Below are 16,027 nucleotides of genomic sequence, written 5' to 3'. Positions count from 1 at the left end.
TTAGGGCAAACGCTCCTATCTTTAACGTCCGAGAAATTATAAAATTTACTTCTCATATTTTTAAAATTTTACCGTAATTCTCCTGTAAAATTTTGCTTAAATTTGGCTTCAGTCGTTTAAAATTTTATCTCTTTGAAATTTAAATTTCAACCATTGTCCGGCGTTTTAAATTTCTCTATTTTTAAAACGCACGCTGCAAACGCCGCTTTAAAATTTATGCAGATGCGAGCAGGTAAGAGGGCGCCGTTATAAATCTAAAGCCAAATTTTATTTCTAGCCATTTTTTAATTTGTTTCTTATTTTTAATATATTAAAACCCCGCTCCGTTTCATTTGCAAATTTGAAACGTATTTCTAAAAAGGAAAATCAATGAGCGAAAGAAATTTACAAATTTTAGGTTGGGCGGGCACACGCCTGTCGGTCATCATGTACGTATCCTATGTGCCGAATATAATGGCAAATTTAGACGGCAACAAAGTCCCGTTTCTCCAGCCGCTCGCAGCCGCGATAAACTGCACGATATAGCTTAGCTACGGCCTGCTAAAGCCCAAAAAGGACTATCCGCTCGCCGCGGCGAATTTCCCGGGGATCATCTTTGGGCTACTAACCGCAATAACGGCGCTTTAAACCGCCTTTAGCGGCTTAATAAATTTCAAAATCGCCCGCGCCGCACCTTGTATGCCGCGTCTGTACAGCGCGCCCACCTGCCACGCTGAGTCCGAGCTAACTTGTCGCAAGCGTACCCGCACCTCACATATCCATTACGGCACGGCTTTGAAATTTCACAAAATCGTCCGTGCCGAATTCAAGTCTGTCGAATTTAAATAACTTTTATACAAAATTTGATAAGCTTATTTTGATTAAAATTTTATCTTTAAAAGGACGAAAAATGAAAAAGGTCATCACTTGCGTCGATCAAAATGCGCTTGCCCCAGCGGTTAGAGATTACGGAATTTACGTCGCTAAAACCTTGGGTGCCGAGCTCGTGTTTATTCACGTGGTTGAAATCCCGGAGCTTGGCGAGAATTTTTATGGGCTAGCCGCAGGCGGAATCGTCCTAGGAGAGAATGATATCCTTGCAAACAGCTATGGAAGTCCCACACTAGGCGGCGTGGATGCAGAAAAGGACCACGAAGAAGCTGAAGCGATGCTGGATGAATATATCTGCGCCGCGACTACTGCGGGCGTAAAGGCGAGTAAGATCATTAAAGATGGCGATTTTATCGACGTTATCACCGAGTATAAGGACGAAGCCGAAATTTTTGTACTCGGTATCAAGGGCTCAAATAACGAGGACGTAGGCTTTAACGCAAGCGTGCTGATAAAGGAGCTGCACGTGCCGTCGCTGCTCGTGAATAAGGAATTTTCACCGATTAACTCCGTGCTCATCGCATTTGACGGCACTGACGCGGCGAAACGCACGCTTGAGTTTATAAAGAGCTCAAAGCTTCTTGCGAGCGCACATAAACATGTCTTGCACATCAATGTGGGTGCCGCAGAGGGCGAGCGGATGCTGGATCTAGCGCGCGAAATTTTAGGCACTCAAAACGCCACTTTCAAATACATCCAAGCCGAAGTTCCCGCCGATGAGATCATCAAATATCGCCGCGCCAATAACCTCGATCTGATCGCTACCGGTGCCTTTACGAAGGGCTTTTTCAAAAAGCTCTTTTTAGGCAGCGTCTCCGAGGACATCTTGCACAATGCGCTTGTACCGGTGCTAGTGCTATCATAATCGCAAGACCAAACGCCGATAAACGCTAAATTCCGTCGCTTACGTTATTTTAAAGCGGCGGAATTTTAGAATTTTAAATTTTTAAATCCTTTGTTTTTCAAATTCATATACTTTTTAAAATTTATATAAATTTTGCTTAAAAATTCGTCAATATATCTTATTAAATTCCCTTAAATTAGTAATTACATATAAAATTTTATGATTTAGTTTATTAAAAATTTTATTATTATTTAAGAGGAATTGTAAGATAATCCCGCCAGTAAATTGATATAGATTATAAAATCTAAAAAGTATTTTTATGAAAAAGGGTAGAATTTTACTTTCTTTTGCACTACTTTGCTCGCCGTTTTGGCTTACTGCGGCGCAAAAATAGCGGCGCTTCTCAAAACTCGTCCGCCGCAAGCTCTGCGCAAAATCCTCGAAACCCTACCACTGTAAATTCCGCGCCGCAGGGCAACGCCGTCGTAAGCCCCGCCACTAAAGACATTGCACAAAATTCCGCGCCGCAAAGCGGTAGCGCGGCAAATTCTACGCTGCAGGGTTTGGACGGCGATAACCTTGGCACCATAAACGTCACGGGCAAGGTCGATCTGTCCACTACCGAGGGCACAGGCTCTTATACGACGGGCAATGAGCACCGCGACGGGGCTAAATTTAAGCATAAGAGAAACGCCGCAGTCCATAAGCGTCATCTCCAATCAGCTTTTAAAAGATCTGAGCTTGCACAACGCCGAAGAGGCTCTTTCAAAATACGCAACCGGCATTTCGCTAAATAACGACGCGGGCGGCAATCGCATCGTCTCGCGCGGCTTTTATGTCGATAATATCCAAGAAGACGGCATCGCAAGCTCGGTTTCCAGCTCCGTGTTCGGACCTCTTGGCTCATCGAAGGAATTTACCGATTTGGAATTTTACGATCGCGTTGAGGTTCTGCGCGGCGTAGCGGGCCTTACGCAAAGCAACGGCGAGCCCGGCGGCACGATAAATTTAATCCGAAAGCGCCCGAGCGATCAGTTCGGCTTTAACGCAAGTCTAAGCGGCGGTAGCTGGGATAATTATCGCGGTATGATCGACGTTACGGATGCGGTAAATCAAAGCGGTACGGCACGCGCGCGGTTGATCGGAATTTTAAGTAAAACGGGCTCGCTTAAAGACTATCCGCGCAACGGCTATCGCAAAGGCGTCGGCGTTTCGACGGAATTTGACGTGGCCGATAAGACGCTTCTTAGCGCAGGATTTTTGTGGCAAAAAACCGTCGGCGTATATGATATTTACGGCGTGCCCGTCTTGGATAATCAAAAAAATTTATTAAATTTACCGCGCAGAAGCTACTTCGGCTCGGATTGGGATAAGAGCGAATATAAAAAATTTAACGTCTACGGCGAACTTTCGCACGAATTTAGCGATGATATGAAAGCCTATGCGAGGCTCAATTATACCGATAGCGACAGCATGTTAAAATTCGGAGCGCTCGGTGGGGCAAATCCTTACAACGGCACTACGTCGCATACGGTGCGATATAGGATTTACGATAACGACTCCAAAGAGGTCGGGTTTCAAACGGGGCTAGACGGCAAATTCGAAGCATTCGGGCAGAAGCACGACTTTTTCTTAAACGGCTCACTTAGCCACGAAAAGCTTAATTGGCGCGAGACCAGAACGAGAGATTCGTCTTTGGCGTCGCTGGGGATGAATATTTATAATTGGGACCGCTCAAGGATCGCTCAGCCCGATTGGAGCAGTGCCGCTAGCTTTAAAGACCGAAGCTCCACTACCATAAAGCAGCGCGCGATCTCGCTCGGGACTAGATTAAACTTAACCGACGATTTTCACTTTTTGCTCGGCGGACGCTTTTCGAAGGTAACCTACAGCAGGTATTATTATAATATTTTGCGCGGTACGGCTTCGCATAGCGCAAGCCCGAGCAAATCGGATTTCACGCCGTATGCGGGAGTGGTCTGGGATTTTGCGGATAATTTTTCGTGGTACGCAAGCTATGCCGAAATTTTTAAGCCGCAAGCCGCGCGCGATAAAGACGGTAAAATTTTAGATCCAGTCGTCGGCTATAATTTAGAAACCGGCGTGAAGGGAGAATTTTTTGACGGCGCACTTAATACGAATGTCGCGCTATTTCAGATCATTCAGAAAAATAGGGCGATGAGCGATCCTCTTAATACGAACTACTCCATCGCCGAGGGCAAGGTGCGAAGCCGCGGCGTGGATGCCGAGCTGCAAGGCTCGCTCACGGATGATTGGAAATTATTCGCAGGATATACTTTCAACCGCAGCGTCTATTTAAAGACGGAAAGAACCTCCGCAGCGGTCGATTATAGCAAGGGTGCAAACGCCAAACGCTACATTCCGAAGCATCTGTTTAAGCTCTATACGAACTATGAAATTCCGCTCGGCGAAAATCGTAAGATCGCTTTGGGTACGGGCGTGCGCTATCAGAGCAAAACCGCTTCGATATATCGCGAAAACGTTGCGTATTATGCTGCGCCGCAGAAGGCTTACACGCTGTGGGACGCAAATGTCGGCTATCATTTCGACAAACACTTTAGCGTAAATTTTGCGGTTAAAAACATCACGGATAAGAAGTATTTTCAAAATACGCAAAATCGCGTCGCGGGACATAACAACTACTACGGCGAGCCGCGGAATTTTATGCTAACGCTTAATTATACATATTAGGTGCGGATGAAATTTGCGCTTATGCGAACTCGGACTGACCGAACTCGCACGCGGTCGTGGATAAATTTCGCACTTTATAAGAGCGCGGATGAAGCGGGTGCAGAGGCGCGAGACTAGGCTTTGTCGCAAGTAGCACGTAGCGAGGCGGGTAAAATTAAACGAAGCCGCGGGATTAAAATTTAACTCACGATTTGGTTGATTAACGATTGATTGGCGCGGGCGATAAATTTAATCCCGCGAAATTCCAAGCGAATTAAACGCGCAGACTTGCGAGCATAAAATCCGCTCGCGAGGCTGCAGGATCAAATTTAATCCCGCGATCTCGCCGCAACCGGCGCTAAATTTTAAAATTTAAAGAGAAAATTTGAAAACGCTAAAGCAATTTTTTGAAATTCTACGTCCGCACTGGTTCGGTAAGGGCGCGGCGAAGCTGTGGGCGCTACTGCTGCTCGCGCTTGGTTTTAGCCTCGCTATCATCAAAATCAGCGTGCTGATGAACGCGTGGGACAAGCGTTTTTACGACGCGCTAAGCGAGCTTAAAGGCGAGCTCATTCCCGCGCTCGTGGGCGAATTTTTGCTCTACACGGCGCTCATCGTGCTTTTCATCGTCTGCAGCAGCTGGCTTCGCAAACTGCTCGTAATCGTCTGGCGCGAGCGGCTAAGCGCGATGATGGAGCGCAAATGGCTACATAACGCAAACTTCTACCGCACGAGCCTTGATGGAAATTTTAGCGCCAGGGGCGGATCAAATTTAGAAAAACCTGGCGACGTAAATTTAGATGAAAATTTAAACGAGCGCGCAGAGTGTTCCGCAGTCGAAGCGGACAGCGCGGTTTTGCATAGAGACGCAAAGGAGCTTGAAATTTTACCGAGCACGGCGGAGCAAAATACAGCAGGGCAAAGCGGCGCAAGCGAGAATGAAATTTCATCCAAAACTCGCGCAGATCGTGAAATTTCAAAAACGATTGCAAAGCTAGACAACCCTGATCAGCGTATCGCCGAGGATAGCTTGCTGCTCGTGCAAAAAAGCGTCGATCTCGTAAAATCGCTCGTCTATAATCTCGCCAAGCTCATCGCCTTCGTTGCGATCTTGTGGCAGGTCTCGAAGGTGTTGAAATTTGAAATTTTCGGTATGCGCTTTGAGATCGAAGGTTTTTTGCTCTACGTCGCGCTCCTTTATACGCTGCTTTGCTCGCTGATTACGCATCTCGTCGGGCGCAGGCTTAGGGGGCTAAATTTTGCTAAGCAGCGCGCCGAAGCCGACTACCGCTCGGATCTGCTGCTAGTGCGCGAAAACGCAGAAGCCGTAGCCTTTATGCGCGGAGAGGATGCCGAGCGCGGCCGCTTTCGCGCGAGCTTCGGCGAGATCATGAGAAATTGGCGCAGCATCATGAATACGGAATTTCGCCTCGAATGCTTTTCGGCAAGCTACCTAAAAATCACGAATTTAATCCCGATCTTTGCCTGCTTGCCGCTGTATTTGTCGCGCGCGATGAGCTTCGGCGACATGATGCAGGCGCGCTCGGCGTTTTACAGCGTGCAGGACGGATTTGCGTGGTTTATGGACTATTACAAGCAGATCATGGAGTGGGCAGCGAGCGTGCAGAGGATCTACGAGTTCATCTCGCGCATGGACGACGAGAGCGCAAATCTGCGTGCTTGCATCAAACAAAGCGACGAAAATTCCGCTCGGTGTGAGGGCTTGTCGGTCTTCACGCCTGCGGGCGAGCCGCTGATTGAGGATCTACGCTTCGAGCTTGCGCCCGCGCAGTTTATAATGCTGCGAGGCAAGAGCGGTGCGGGCAAAAGCACGGCTCTGCGCTACGCGGCGGGTCTTTGGAAATACGGCCGCGGGGAGATTAGCCTGCCGCGCACGGGCGTGATGTTTATCCCACAAAAGCCCTATCTAGCGCCGCTTAGCCTAAAAGAGCTCATTTCCTATCCGCAGCCGCCGCGCAAAGACGATGCGGAATTTTTAGAAATTTTATGCCGCGTAGGACTTGAGAAATTTGCCCGCATGCTAAACTCGCGCGCCGATTACGTTAAGATTTTAAGCGGCGGGGAAGCGCAGCGGCTTAGTTTCGCACGGATACGCTACCACAAGCCGAGCTTTGTTTTTGCAGACGAGATCACCTCCACGCTCGATCTCGCCTCGGCGCGCGAGCTGCTACTGGGTCTACGCGCGGATATGTCTAGCCTCGGCATGCTAGCGATCGTGCATCAAACGGGGCTTGAGGACATATTTGAGCGGACGATAGAGCTTTAAATTCGGCCCTTTAAATTTCACTCCGCAGGGATTTCGCCTTTAAATTCATATCTTTTTAAATCCAGATTTATTAAAATTACTCGTTTATATTAAACGGCGATAAAATTTAGCCGAGACGCTCGGGTTCGCATACATGGGCATCAGCACCCGCGCGGCTAGGCGCTTGCACGCAGTCGGTGGCATAGCACCGCCGTAGGTAAGTATTTACGGCGCAACGAGTAGTTCGGAAGTTGGTCGGCAGTGCGTGATCGCGGTTCTGTACGGAAATTTAAGTCGATAAAATTTAAACGCGAGATAGTCTGCTCAATAATGGGCGTCTCGATAAAATTTTAAGTCGCGTGGCGATCTGTAACGTAGCAGCGCGCCAAATGAGAAGGCTACGGCAGCGGTGCGATGCGTGGGCGTCGCGATAAGTCGGTAGCGCGTCGAATGGCGTGTAACACATCAGCGGCGCAGATGGCACGCCGTAGTCGAGAAGCGGAGCGGCGATACGTACCTACTCGGCGCCGTATGACATAACCTTCGCTTGGGCAAATCATCATCGTAACGGCGCTACGATCGAAGCGAACAACGCTGCCGCGACGACGGATCGGCAGTACAAGGGCGCGGCGTGATTGCGGCGGCGACAGCATAAAATGCCGCAATATGGCAACCGCGATCGACAGGATGCGTATGTAGGGAAAGCGCAGTGCAAGTAGCGCAAACGTCGCGATACGATGATGGCGATCCGCGGAGCGTATAAGTGAAGCAGCAGTGCGGGCGGCGCAATAACGCCGAGGCGATACGATAGCGGCGATCAGCGAGGCGTACCAGTGCAGCAGCTTAGCGCTTGCAGGCACTCCGCGTGAAGTCGCTAAATTTTAAAAAAAAGCAAGGAGATTTGATGCTTAAGGCGGGGATTGTTTATAAATTTGCGCTCATCGTGCTGCTAGCTTGCGCGCTTTGCATTTTGGGCTTTTCGGGCGCCTACTTTGCGCGCGGCGAATACGACGAAACGTGGATGAGCCTGCATAAGATCGCTGGATTGAGCCTGCTTTGCGTCGCGATCTTGCATATAATCACGAGGCGAAAGAAGCTCGTAAAGCTCTGGGGCGAGTTTTTGGACGTGGTTTTGAGCCGCAAAAATCCCGGTTTTTGCAATATGGATCGCATAATCGGCGCGATCGAGCGCTATAATATCAGAGAAATCGCTAGTAAAATGGGCTTTGAGCCGGACGAGCTCGCTGAGATTTTGAAATCAAACGGCATCAAGCTTGTAAGCGCAGATCAAGGCCTGCGCGAGCTTGCGAAGTTTAACGACGAAAAAATTTTCTTCATCTTGGTGCTTTTGATCGAGGCAAAATTCGGCAAAGCGGGTGGATGTAAGGTCTAAATTTTAAAAGGCTTAATAGCCCGCGTTTGCGATCGCTTCGGCTTGAGAGTGCGCGATGAGCGGATCGATGATCTCGTCGAACAAACCGCCCGCCATGATCGCGTCTAGGCGGTAAAGTGTTAAATTTATGCGGTGGTCGCTGATGCGGTTTTGCGGATAGTTGTAGGTACGAATTCGCCCCGAGCGGTCGCCGGTGCCCACCTGATCCTTGCGATCTTTGCGCTCTTTTTCTAAGCGCTCCTGCTCCTGCATATCGTAAAGGCGCGCCTTTAGCACCTTCATCGCCGCCTCTTTGTTTTTGTGCTGGTCCTTGCCGTCTTGGTTGGTGACGACTAAACCGGTCGGGATATGAGTGATGCGAACGGCGCTATCTGTGGTATTTACGGACTGCCCGCCGTGGCCGGAGCTGCGCATAACGTCGATACGAAGGTCGTTCGGGTTGATCTGTATCTCACTATCCTCGATCTCCGGCATGACGGCGACGGTGATTGCAGAGGTATGCACCCTGCCCTGGCTCTCCGTTTCGGGGACGCGCTGCACGCGGTGAGTGCCGCCTTCAAATTTCAGCCGCGAATACGCTCCCGCGCCCTTTACGAGCAAGATCGCTTCTTTGTAGCCGCCGACGCTGCCTTCGCTAGTGCTTACGATCTCGCATTTATAGCCGCGAAGATCGGCGTAGCGCAGATACGCGCCGAGCAGATCGCCCGCAAACAGCGCCGCTTCGTCGCCGCCTGTACCGGCGCGGATCTCAAGAAAGATATTCTTATCATCGTTGGGGTCTTTCGGAAGCAGTAAAATTTTGATTTTTTCTTCGAGCTGCGGCTTTTGCATCTCTAAGCTTTTAAGCTCCTCTTTGGCTAGCTCGCCTAGATCGGCATCGCTTAGCAGGGCTTTATTTTCTTCGATCTGATTCAAAATTTTAAGATACTCGCTAGCCGCCTCTTTGATCGGCTCGATATTGCGCTGCTCCTTAGATAACGCAGTCATATTGGCGATATCTGCGGTAACTGCGGGATCGCTAAGCATGCGCGAAAGCTCGTCGTAGCGATCCAAAAAAGGCTTTAGTTTATCGGCTAGCATTTAAATTTTATGCGTAAGGGGCGCTTACGCGGCGGTTTTTAAAGAATTTACGAGTTTGGCTAGGCGGCTTACTTTTCTGCTCGCGGTCTGTTTTTTCAAAAAGCCCCTGCTTACGAAGCTGTGGAAGCTTTCATTAGCCGTTTTTAGAGCCTGAGTCGCTGCGTCTAGATCCTTGCTCTCGACCGCCTCTCTTACGGCTTTTGTAATATTTTTTACTCTGGTGCGATAAAATCTATTTCGCTCCGTTCTTTTTATGGTTTGTCTCGCGCGTTTTTCGGCGGATTTGTGATTTGCCATAACGTTCCTTTTCGGTTAAATTTGAACCTGCGATTATACGTAAAAAATATTTAATCGACGCTTAATTTAAGTAAAATTTAAATATAGTTTAAATTTATTAAGATTAAACTTTTTCTGGTAGAATTTCCCGATTTTTATACAAGGATTTGATAATGAAACTTTTCGGAACGGACGGCGTACGAGGCAAAGCGGGAGAATTTCTAACCGCCGAGCTTGCGATGCGCGTAGCGATGGCAGCGGGAATTTATTTTAGGAAAAATTCCGTTACGAATATGATTTTAGTCGGCAAAGATACCCGCAGAAGCGGCTATATGATAGAAACCGCGATCGTAGCAGGCCTTACCTCCGTGGGCTACAACGTCCGCCAGATCGGACCGATGCCTACTCCTGCGATTGCCTTTCTTACGGAGGATATGCGCTGCGACGCGGGCATTATGATAAGCGCGAGCCACAATCCATACTACGACAACGGCATTAAATTTTTCAACAGCGAGGGCTTTAAGCTCGATGAAAAAGAGGAAGTGCAGATCGAAAAAATTTATTTTAACGACGAGCTCATCGCCGAAGCGCGCACAAAAATGATGCAAATCGGCGCTGCAAAGCGCGTAGACGACGTCATCGGCAGATATATCGTGCATATTAAAAATTCCTTCCCGAAGCAAAAGACGCTGCACGGGCTTCGCGTGGTGCTTGATTGCGCAAACGGAGCAAGCTACAAGGTCGCACCTACCGTATTTAACGAGCTGGGAGCCGAAACTATCGTCATCGGCGACGAACCTAACGGAAAAAATATTAATGATGCTTGCGGCGCGTTAAGCCCGCAAGGTCTAGCCGGGGAAGTAAAGCGCCTGCGCGCCGACGTCGGCTTTGCTTTCGACGGGGATGCCGATAGGCTCGTAGTCGTGGATGAAAACGGCGAGATCATCCACGGCGACGCGCTACTTGGAATTTTAGCAGTCTATTTGAAAGGAAAAAATCGCTTAGCAGGCAATAAAATGGTAGCCACAGTGATGAGTAATTCTGCGCTGGAGGATTTTTTAGCTAAACACGACATCGCGCTTCATCGCTGCAATGTAGGCGATAAATTCGTACTTGAGACGATGCACGAGCTAGGCGCAAATTTTGGTGGCGAGCAGAGCGGGCACGTGATTTTCGGCGATTACGCCAAAACGGGCGACGGCATCGCAAGCGCGCTGCAATTCGCCGCCTGCATGCTGGATATGAAAAAGAAGGCAAGCGAATTTTCGGGGATGATTAAGCCCTATCCGCAAATTTTAAAGAATTTAAAAATTTCGGATAAAAAGCCGCTTGAAAAATTAAAAGGGCTAAAGGAGCTTGAAATAAGCCTTAAAGTGGACAAGATCCGCTCGCTCTTTCGCTACTCCGGCACCGAAAACGTTATCCGCCTCTTAATCGAGGGCAAAAACGAAAAACTGCTACAAAAGCGAATGGACGAGGTCGAGAAATTTTTTACCAAAGCCCTAAATGAGTAGCGTTGCGGTGAAATTTTACGGCGCGACAAGCTCATGGCTCGGTACAAAAGGCGCGGATAAAAAATGCAGGCTTTACATATTTAAATTTAGGCTGCGAGATGGCTAAGACCTGTATTAAATTTATCCTGCTTTTTGCGGCGATCTTTGCGATCGATCAAGCGATCAAACTTCTGTTTTTAAACGGCTTTTCGTGGCAGGGGGAGTTTTTTTCGCTAGAGCTTACGCTTAATCGCGGCGTTGCGTTTTCGATGTTTGCGTTTTTGGGCGAAAATTTAAAATTTATCCAGATCGCGCTGATCTCAGCGCTTGCAGCGTATGTATTTTGTCATAAAAAGCTCTTTTGCGAGCACTGGATGCCATTTGCGCTAATGCTTGCGGGAGGTTGCTCAAATTTGCTCGATCGCTTCATTCGCGGTGGCGTCGTGGATTACGTCGCGTGGCATAAGTGGTTTGAGTTTGCGGTGTTTAATTTTGCCGACGTGATGATAGATCTGGCCGTGGTGATTTTTATTTTTCAGGGCTTACACACCGCAAAAAAGGAGAGAAATGAAGAGAAATAATTACATCGCTTACGCGCTTTGGTTTTTAGGTGCGTTTTCGTGGATCGCAGCTATGCCGATCGGCGGCGGACTGCATAGAATTTACTGCGGCAAATTTATCAGCGGATTTGCTCAAATCGCGCTATTTTGGCTGGGAAGTTTTACACTATGGTTTTTAGTGGGCTTTTTGTTTTGGGCGATTTGGGGAATTTGGATTTTGCTAGACATATTTTTCGTAGGAATTTGGGTGGAAGATTTAAATGCTTTTGCAAGTGAGACGGAGGAGGACGACTACGAACAGCGTCTAAAAAAAGTCGATGCGCTCTTTGAGCTGTATCAAAAAGGCGCGATTTCTAAAGAGGAATTCGAGGCTCGAAAAGAAATTTTAATGAGAGATTAAGGAGAAAAAATGAGTTACTATTGGTTTAAATTTGTCCATTTTGCGGGCTTTATTTCATGGATGGCAATGCTATTTTATATGCCTCGTCTGTATGTTTATCACGCTGAAAATTTAGACAAGCCTGATTTCGTAAAGGTCGTTAAAAAGATGGAGCGGATGCTCTATCACGCGATCGGCTGGATAGCAATGGCGGTGACGGTTTTTAGCGGCGTGATGCTTATCATTTTAAATCCGGGGCTTATGAAAATGGGATATTTTCATATAAAATTACTAGCCGGAGTTTTGCTAATCTGTTATCATTTGTGGCTGTATTATTATATGTATAAATTTGAAAAAAACGAGTGTCACAGGAGCGGAAAATACTTCCGTGCGATCAACGAAGGCCCTACGATCATAATGTTTATAATACTTTATGCAATGCTAATAATGCCGAATTTACCGAGCAACTAGCCCGTTTTGATAAAAATTTAATTAAAATTTGCATAAAATTAGAGCAAAATTTTAAAGGAAGCATGTGCAACATATTATTAAGAAAATTTTATCAAGCGAAAGTAGCGCCGGCGTTATATTACTTCTATCCGCGGTTTTTGCGATCGTAGCTCAAAATGTGGACTTTTTATCAAAATATTATAAAGCGTTTTTACATCTAAGTTTTACCATAGGCGTCGGCCCCGCAAAGCTCGATGAATCGATGCATTTTTTAGTAAATGACGTGCTCATGGCGATATTTTTCTTCGCTATCGGACTTGAGCTTAAGCGCGAAAAGATCGAAGGGCAGCTGCGCCATTTCTCTCAAATTTTACTTCCTAGCTTCGCGGCTTTGGGCGGAGTAATGATGCCCGCGATTATATTTTCAATCATTAACTGGGGCGATGCCGTCGCGATGAAGGGCTGGGCGATCCCAACGGCGACAGATATAGCCTTTGCTGTAGGCGTTATGGCACTTTTGGGCAAAAAAATCCCCGCGAGCCTTAAAATTTTCGTTTTGACGCTTGCAATAATGGACGATCTGTGTGCAATTTTAATCATCGCTTTGTTTTATTCCTCTACCATAAACGCAATCTATCTAGGCGGCGCAGCTGCCTGTGTCGCAATAATGCTAGCGATGAGCAGACTTGGCGTCGATAAAAAGCTTCCGTTTATCATCGTGGCCGTCGTGCTGTGGGTAATGGTACTAAACTCCGGTATCCACGCAACCATCGCGGGAGTGCTTGCGGGTTTTTGTATCCCGCTTAAGACCCGCTCGGGCTCTATGCTAAAGGATATGGAACATGGCTTAGCCTACCCCGTAAATTTTTTCATCTTGCCGATCTTTGCCTTTACAAACGCAGGCGTTTCGCTAGCTGGCATCAGTCCTAGCTTCCTTTTCGGTCCGGTGCCGATGGGTATAATGCTCGGACTATTTTTCGGTAAACAGATCGGAATTTTTGCCTTTAGCTGGATCTTAATCAAAGCCAAAATCGCCTACATGCCTGAAAACGCGGGCTGGCCGCAGCTTTACGCAGTAGCAATCATCTGTGGTATCGGCTTTACGATGGCGCTTTTCGTCGATGGCCTCGCATACGGCGGCAGCGATATGTATCATTACACGGACAAGCTCGCGGTATTTTTAGGCTCGATAATTTCCGGAGTAGTGGGATTTTTCGTCGCAAAAGCAGTCGCGGTAAAACAAAGCTAAAATCTATAAAAAGATTAAAATTTCAAAATTATACCGCCCAAAGAATTTCAAAATTTTAAGAGCGGCTCTAAATTTTAAAATTTATAAGCTAGAAAATTTAACTTAAAATTCTGTCTGATCCAAGCGCAGCTTAAATTACCAAAATTCCCGCATTTTGCATTAGGCTTAGCGCACATTCGTCGTAGTAGCCGCGCTCATGGTTCGGCGCATCGTAGGTAGCTACCGCACCTCGCGGAACGATGACGTCCTTATCCTCGCCAGTTTCGTTGAGATAGGTGCGCAGGCTAAGCGCAAACTGCATCACGCAGATGTCGGTGCAACAGCCCGTAATCACAAAGCGATCAAAGCCGCCCAGAATTTTCTTATCCAAATTATGAAAGCCGTTCGTGCTACGCTTAAAAGTGACGTTTTGCTCGCTTACGTAGGGCGCGAGCTCCTCGATCACCTCCGCTTCGGGCGAGCCAACTAGACAGTGGATCGGATAGCGCTTCATCTCCAAATCCCGCTCGGCGTGAGCGTCGCAGATGAAATGCACGTTTTTCGCCGCCTCAATCTGTCTAAGCACCGCAGGGGCGATCTTTGCTATGCTGGGATCGGCCATCGCGCCGAATTTTACGAAGCCGTTTAGCATATCGATCACAAATACCAAAGTTTTCATCAAAACTCCTTATAAATTTCAGGTTTCATATCTTTTAAAAAATCCATTTTAGCGCGAAATTTTAAAATTTCATCTAAATTCGCCCGAGCGATCTTCACGGCCTCTTTTTTGCCTAGGCGCGCGACGATCTCGCCGTAGGGATTTATCAGCATGGAATTTCCGCCGAAACTCTCGCCCTGCCCCGTATCGCCGCAGCCGTTTACCGCGCAGATAAAAATTTGATTTTCGATCGCACGGGCTCTCGCAAGTGTGATAAAATGCTCTATGCGGCTCTGCGCAAACTGCGCGATCACAAAAACAATCTGTGCGCCGCGAAGCGCTAAAGCGCGAAAAATTTCACAAAAGCGCAGATCGTAGCAGACCACGACGCCGATTTTAACCGCGCGATTTTGAAATTTTATGTCGCAAATTCCTAACCTATCGCCGCCACTTACGATCTCATTTTCGCGAGCGAGCGAGAAGGCGTGGATCTTGTCGTAGCGTAAAATTTCGGCTCCGTTTTGATAAACGAAAGCGGAATTATAAATTTTATCTTGCCTAGAATTTATCGCTCCACATATTAAAATAGCGCCGCAGTTTTGCGAAATTTCGCTTAAAAATCCCTTCGTTCGCGCAGCTCCCGCGTCGGCTAAGCGTTTAAAATTTTGTACACAAAAGCCCGTGTTAAAGGCCTCTGGCAGCACCACTACGTCCGCGCCGCGTTTTAACGCACGATCTATCAGGCCGTGCGCGCGAATAAAATTTTGCTCGCAATCTTTAAAATTTTGAGCTATTTTCACGTCCATTTGCAAAATAGCAATCTTCATAAAACCCTCCTATTTAGGTGCTAGCCGCATAACATTTGCATGCGTAAGCGCGATAGCTATAGCATCCGTAATATCAAGCGGCTTAATCTCCTTATTAATCCCTAAAATTCGCTTAACCATAAACGCAACCTGCTCTTTCGCCGCCTTCGCCTTTCCGGTGACCGATTTTTTTATCTGAAGCGGCGTGTATTCGGCAAAATTTCCAAAAATTTGTAAAATTTTAAGGGCTAGCGCGCCGCGAAACTGAGCGAGCTTTAAAACAGACTGCGGATTATAGGCGCAAAACATCGATTCTATCGCGACCTCATCGATCTTATGAGCGCTAAAAATTTGATCGATCGCCTCACTCATCTGCGTCATTTGAAATTGTACGTTTTCGGCCTTCATTTTCACAAGTCCCGCCTCAATAAGAGCGATTTTATTCACATCTTTTTCCAGAATCGCATAGCCTAAATTTCTAGTTCCCGGATCGATTCCTAAAATTTTCATAGCCACCTTTCACACTTATTCACAGTTTAATCACCGGTGAATAAACTTAAATTTACCACAAATTTAGCGAAATTTAGCTAAAATCTTAATCTAATTTGTAAGGGAATTTTATGGCGACGTCGCAAGCACAAGAAATTTTATCGAATTTAGAGAAGGAAATTTTACCTACCGAATACTCTAGATACATTAAAAATTTGAAATTTAACGATAAAAACTCGACACCGGAATTTTTCATCTACAACGCAACTAACGAGTTTATCGCCAAATATGCCCAGACAAAATACGGTACAAAAATAAAAGAGCTTATCAAAAAACAGTTCGGGCTCAACGATGTGATCGTCAAAATCACCTCAAAGGCTAAAATTTCGCCGAAAGAAAAGGTAAAAATCATCTCCGAAAAGCCTAAGAGCACTATTTTAAGCGAAAATTACAACTTCGAAAATTTTATCATCGGCGATTCAAATAAATTTGCCTTCGAGTGTTCGGTATCCGTCGCGAAAGAGCCAGGAATTCGCTTTAATCC

Annotated in this window: 17 protein-coding genes; 11 read left to right on the top strand and 6 right to left on the bottom strand. The window is 47.0% G+C overall.

Translation table 11 applies throughout. The features are described 5' to 3' along the window. The first annotated feature begins 369 nt into the window (after positions 1–369). Positions 370–525 carry a hypothetical protein gene (locus tag Q0095_RS06905; protein WP_291938908.1) on the top strand — a complete coding sequence of 52 codons (156 nt, stop codon included), beginning with the start codon at positions 370–372 and terminating at the stop codon, positions 523–525. Between the two features lie 364 nt (positions 526–889). Continuing rightward, positions 890–1,735: a universal stress protein gene (locus Q0095_RS06900; protein WP_297882605.1), complete on the top strand. Its 846-nt coding sequence runs from the start codon at positions 890–892 to the stop codon at positions 1,733–1,735. A gap of 382 nt (positions 1,736–2,117) precedes the next feature. On the opposite strand, the gene Q0095_RS06895 is transcribed toward Q0095_RS06900, so the two are convergent. Next, positions 2,118–2,345, bottom strand: a complete 228-nt coding sequence (locus Q0095_RS06895; RefSeq protein WP_297882603.1) for a hypothetical protein — start codon at positions 2,343–2,345, stop codon at positions 2,118–2,120. Between the two features lie 20 nt (positions 2,346–2,365). Here Q0095_RS06895 and Q0095_RS06890 point away from each other — a divergent pair, with 20 nt between their 5' ends. The 3 genes from Q0095_RS06890 to Q0095_RS06880 all read left to right on the top strand — a co-directional run bounded on the left by Q0095_RS06890 (position 2,366) and on the right by Q0095_RS06880 (position 8,064). Then, positions 2,366–4,426: a TonB-dependent siderophore receptor gene (locus Q0095_RS06890; protein WP_297882601.1), complete on the top strand. Its 2,061-nt coding sequence runs from the start codon at positions 2,366–2,368 to the stop codon at positions 4,424–4,426. A 364-nt stretch (positions 4,427–4,790) separates the two neighbouring features. Beyond that, a complete protein-coding gene (locus Q0095_RS06885) occupies positions 4,791–6,692 on the top strand; it encodes an SbmA/BacA-like family transporter (RefSeq protein WP_297882599.1) in 1,902 nt (633 codons plus the stop codon). Between the two features lie 883 nt (positions 6,693–7,575). Beyond that, positions 7,576–8,064, top strand: a complete 489-nt coding sequence (locus Q0095_RS06880) for a chemotaxis protein (protein WP_297882597.1) — start codon at positions 7,576–7,578, stop codon at positions 8,062–8,064. Between the two features lie 12 nt (positions 8,065–8,076). Here Q0095_RS06880 and prfA read toward each other — a convergent pair whose 3' ends face one another. Together prfA and rpsT are read right to left on the bottom strand one after the other, a co-directional pair. Then, a complete protein-coding gene (gene prfA / locus Q0095_RS06875) occupies positions 8,077–9,144 on the bottom strand; it encodes a peptide chain release factor 1 (RefSeq protein WP_297882595.1) in 1,068 nt (355 codons plus the stop codon). A gap of 24 nt (positions 9,145–9,168) precedes the next feature. Continuing rightward, positions 9,169–9,441 (bottom strand): 30S ribosomal protein S20, encoded by a 273-nt coding sequence (gene rpsT / locus Q0095_RS06870; protein ID WP_291938896.1) that lies wholly within the window; start codon positions 9,439–9,441, stop codon positions 9,169–9,171. 152 nt (positions 9,442–9,593) lie between these two features. Here rpsT and glmM point away from each other — a divergent pair, with 152 nt between their 5' ends. The 5 genes from glmM (at position 9,594) to nhaA (ending at position 13,551) form a co-directional block, all read left to right on the top strand. Continuing rightward, positions 9,594–10,934 carry a phosphoglucosamine mutase gene (gene glmM, locus Q0095_RS06865; RefSeq protein ID WP_297882593.1) on the top strand — a complete coding sequence of 447 codons (1,341 nt, stop codon included), beginning with the start codon at positions 9,594–9,596 and terminating at the stop codon, positions 10,932–10,934. A 98-nt stretch (positions 10,935–11,032) separates the two neighbouring features. Further along, positions 11,033–11,494 carry a signal peptidase II gene (gene lspA / locus Q0095_RS06860; protein ID WP_297882590.1) on the top strand — a complete coding sequence of 154 codons (462 nt, stop codon included), beginning with the start codon at positions 11,033–11,035 and terminating at the stop codon, positions 11,492–11,494. Continuing rightward, positions 11,481–11,873 carry an SHOCT domain-containing protein gene (locus Q0095_RS06855; RefSeq protein WP_297882588.1) on the top strand — a complete coding sequence of 131 codons (393 nt, stop codon included), beginning with the start codon at positions 11,481–11,483 and terminating at the stop codon, positions 11,871–11,873. The genes lspA and Q0095_RS06855 overlap by 14 nt, the downstream gene beginning before the upstream one ends. Before the next feature lie 9 nt (positions 11,874–11,882). Then, a complete protein-coding gene (locus Q0095_RS06850) occupies positions 11,883–12,323 on the top strand; it encodes a CopD family protein (RefSeq protein ID WP_177386933.1) in 441 nt (146 codons plus the stop codon). 64 nt (positions 12,324–12,387) lie between these two features. Further along, positions 12,388–13,551 (top strand): Na+/H+ antiporter NhaA, encoded by a 1,164-nt coding sequence (gene nhaA / locus Q0095_RS06845; RefSeq protein WP_297882586.1) that lies wholly within the window; start codon positions 12,388–12,390, stop codon positions 13,549–13,551. A gap of 130 nt (positions 13,552–13,681) precedes the next feature. Here nhaA and Q0095_RS06840 read toward each other — a convergent pair whose 3' ends face one another. Genes Q0095_RS06840 through ruvC form a run of 3 tightly spaced genes read right to left on the bottom strand, consistent with a single transcriptional unit; the run spans position 13,682 to position 15,504 of the window. Further along, positions 13,682–14,209 carry an isochorismatase family cysteine hydrolase gene (locus Q0095_RS06840; protein WP_297882584.1) on the bottom strand — a complete coding sequence of 176 codons (528 nt, stop codon included), beginning with the start codon at positions 14,207–14,209 and terminating at the stop codon, positions 13,682–13,684. After that, positions 14,209–15,015, bottom strand: coding sequence for a nitrilase-related carbon-nitrogen hydrolase (locus Q0095_RS06835; RefSeq protein WP_297882582.1), 807 nt, complete (start codon positions 15,013–15,015; stop codon positions 14,209–14,211). The genes Q0095_RS06840 and Q0095_RS06835 overlap by 1 nt, the downstream gene beginning before the upstream one ends. A 9-nt stretch (positions 15,016–15,024) precedes the next feature. After that, positions 15,025–15,504: a crossover junction endodeoxyribonuclease RuvC gene (gene ruvC, locus Q0095_RS06830; protein WP_297882580.1), complete on the bottom strand. Its 480-nt coding sequence runs from the start codon at positions 15,502–15,504 to the stop codon at positions 15,025–15,027. 110 nt (positions 15,505–15,614) lie between these two features. Here ruvC and Q0095_RS06825 point away from each other — a divergent pair. After that, a partial coding sequence (locus Q0095_RS06825) for a DnaA/Hda family protein (protein WP_297882578.1) occupies positions 15,615–16,027 on the top strand: 413 nt, incomplete at its 3' end.

The organism is uncultured Campylobacter sp. (assembly GCF_938045535.1).
Taxonomy (GTDB): Bacteria; Campylobacterota; Campylobacteria; order Campylobacterales; family Campylobacteraceae; genus Campylobacter_B.
This window is presented reverse-complemented; position numbering and strand designations above follow the sequence as displayed.

What these genes read in the sequence shown, in the direction of transcription:
- Q0095_RS06905 (WP_291938908.1), top strand. Translation starts at nt 370, where the DNA reads ATGAGCGAAAGAAATTTACAAATTTTAGGTTGGGCGGGCACACGCCTG.
- Q0095_RS06900 (WP_297882605.1), top strand. Translation starts at nt 890, where the DNA reads ATGAAAAAGGTCATCACTTGCGTCGATCAAAATGCGCTTGCCCCAGCG.
- Q0095_RS06890 (WP_297882601.1), top strand. Translation starts at nt 2,366, where the DNA reads ATGAGCACCGCGACGGGGCTAAATTTAAGCATAAGAGAAACGCCGCAG.
- Q0095_RS06880 (WP_297882597.1), top strand. Translation starts at nt 7,576, where the DNA reads ATGCTTAAGGCGGGGATTGTTTATAAATTTGCGCTCATCGTGCTGCTA.
- prfA (WP_297882595.1), bottom strand. Translation starts at nt 9,144, where the DNA reads ATGCTAGCCGATAAACTAAAGCCTTTTTTGGATCGCTACGACGAGCTT.
- rpsT (WP_291938896.1), bottom strand. Translation starts at nt 9,441, where the DNA reads ATGGCAAATCACAAATCCGCCGAAAAACGCGCGAGACAAACCATAAAA.
- glmM (WP_297882593.1), top strand. Translation starts at nt 9,594, where the DNA reads ATGAAACTTTTCGGAACGGACGGCGTACGAGGCAAAGCGGGAGAATTT.
- lspA (WP_297882590.1), top strand. Translation starts at nt 11,033, where the DNA reads ATGGCTAAGACCTGTATTAAATTTATCCTGCTTTTTGCGGCGATCTTT.
- Q0095_RS06855 (WP_297882588.1), top strand. Translation starts at nt 11,481, where the DNA reads ATGAAGAGAAATAATTACATCGCTTACGCGCTTTGGTTTTTAGGTGCG.
- Q0095_RS06850 (WP_177386933.1), top strand. Translation starts at nt 11,883, where the DNA reads ATGAGTTACTATTGGTTTAAATTTGTCCATTTTGCGGGCTTTATTTCA.
- Q0095_RS06840 (WP_297882584.1), bottom strand. Translation starts at nt 14,209, where the DNA reads ATGAAAACTTTGGTATTTGTGATCGATATGCTAAACGGCTTCGTAAAA.
- Q0095_RS06835 (WP_297882582.1), bottom strand. Translation starts at nt 15,015, where the DNA reads ATGAAGATTGCTATTTTGCAAATGGACGTGAAAATAGCTCAAAATTTT.
- ruvC (WP_297882580.1), bottom strand. Translation starts at nt 15,504, where the DNA reads ATGAAAATTTTAGGAATCGATCCGGGAACTAGAAATTTAGGCTATGCG.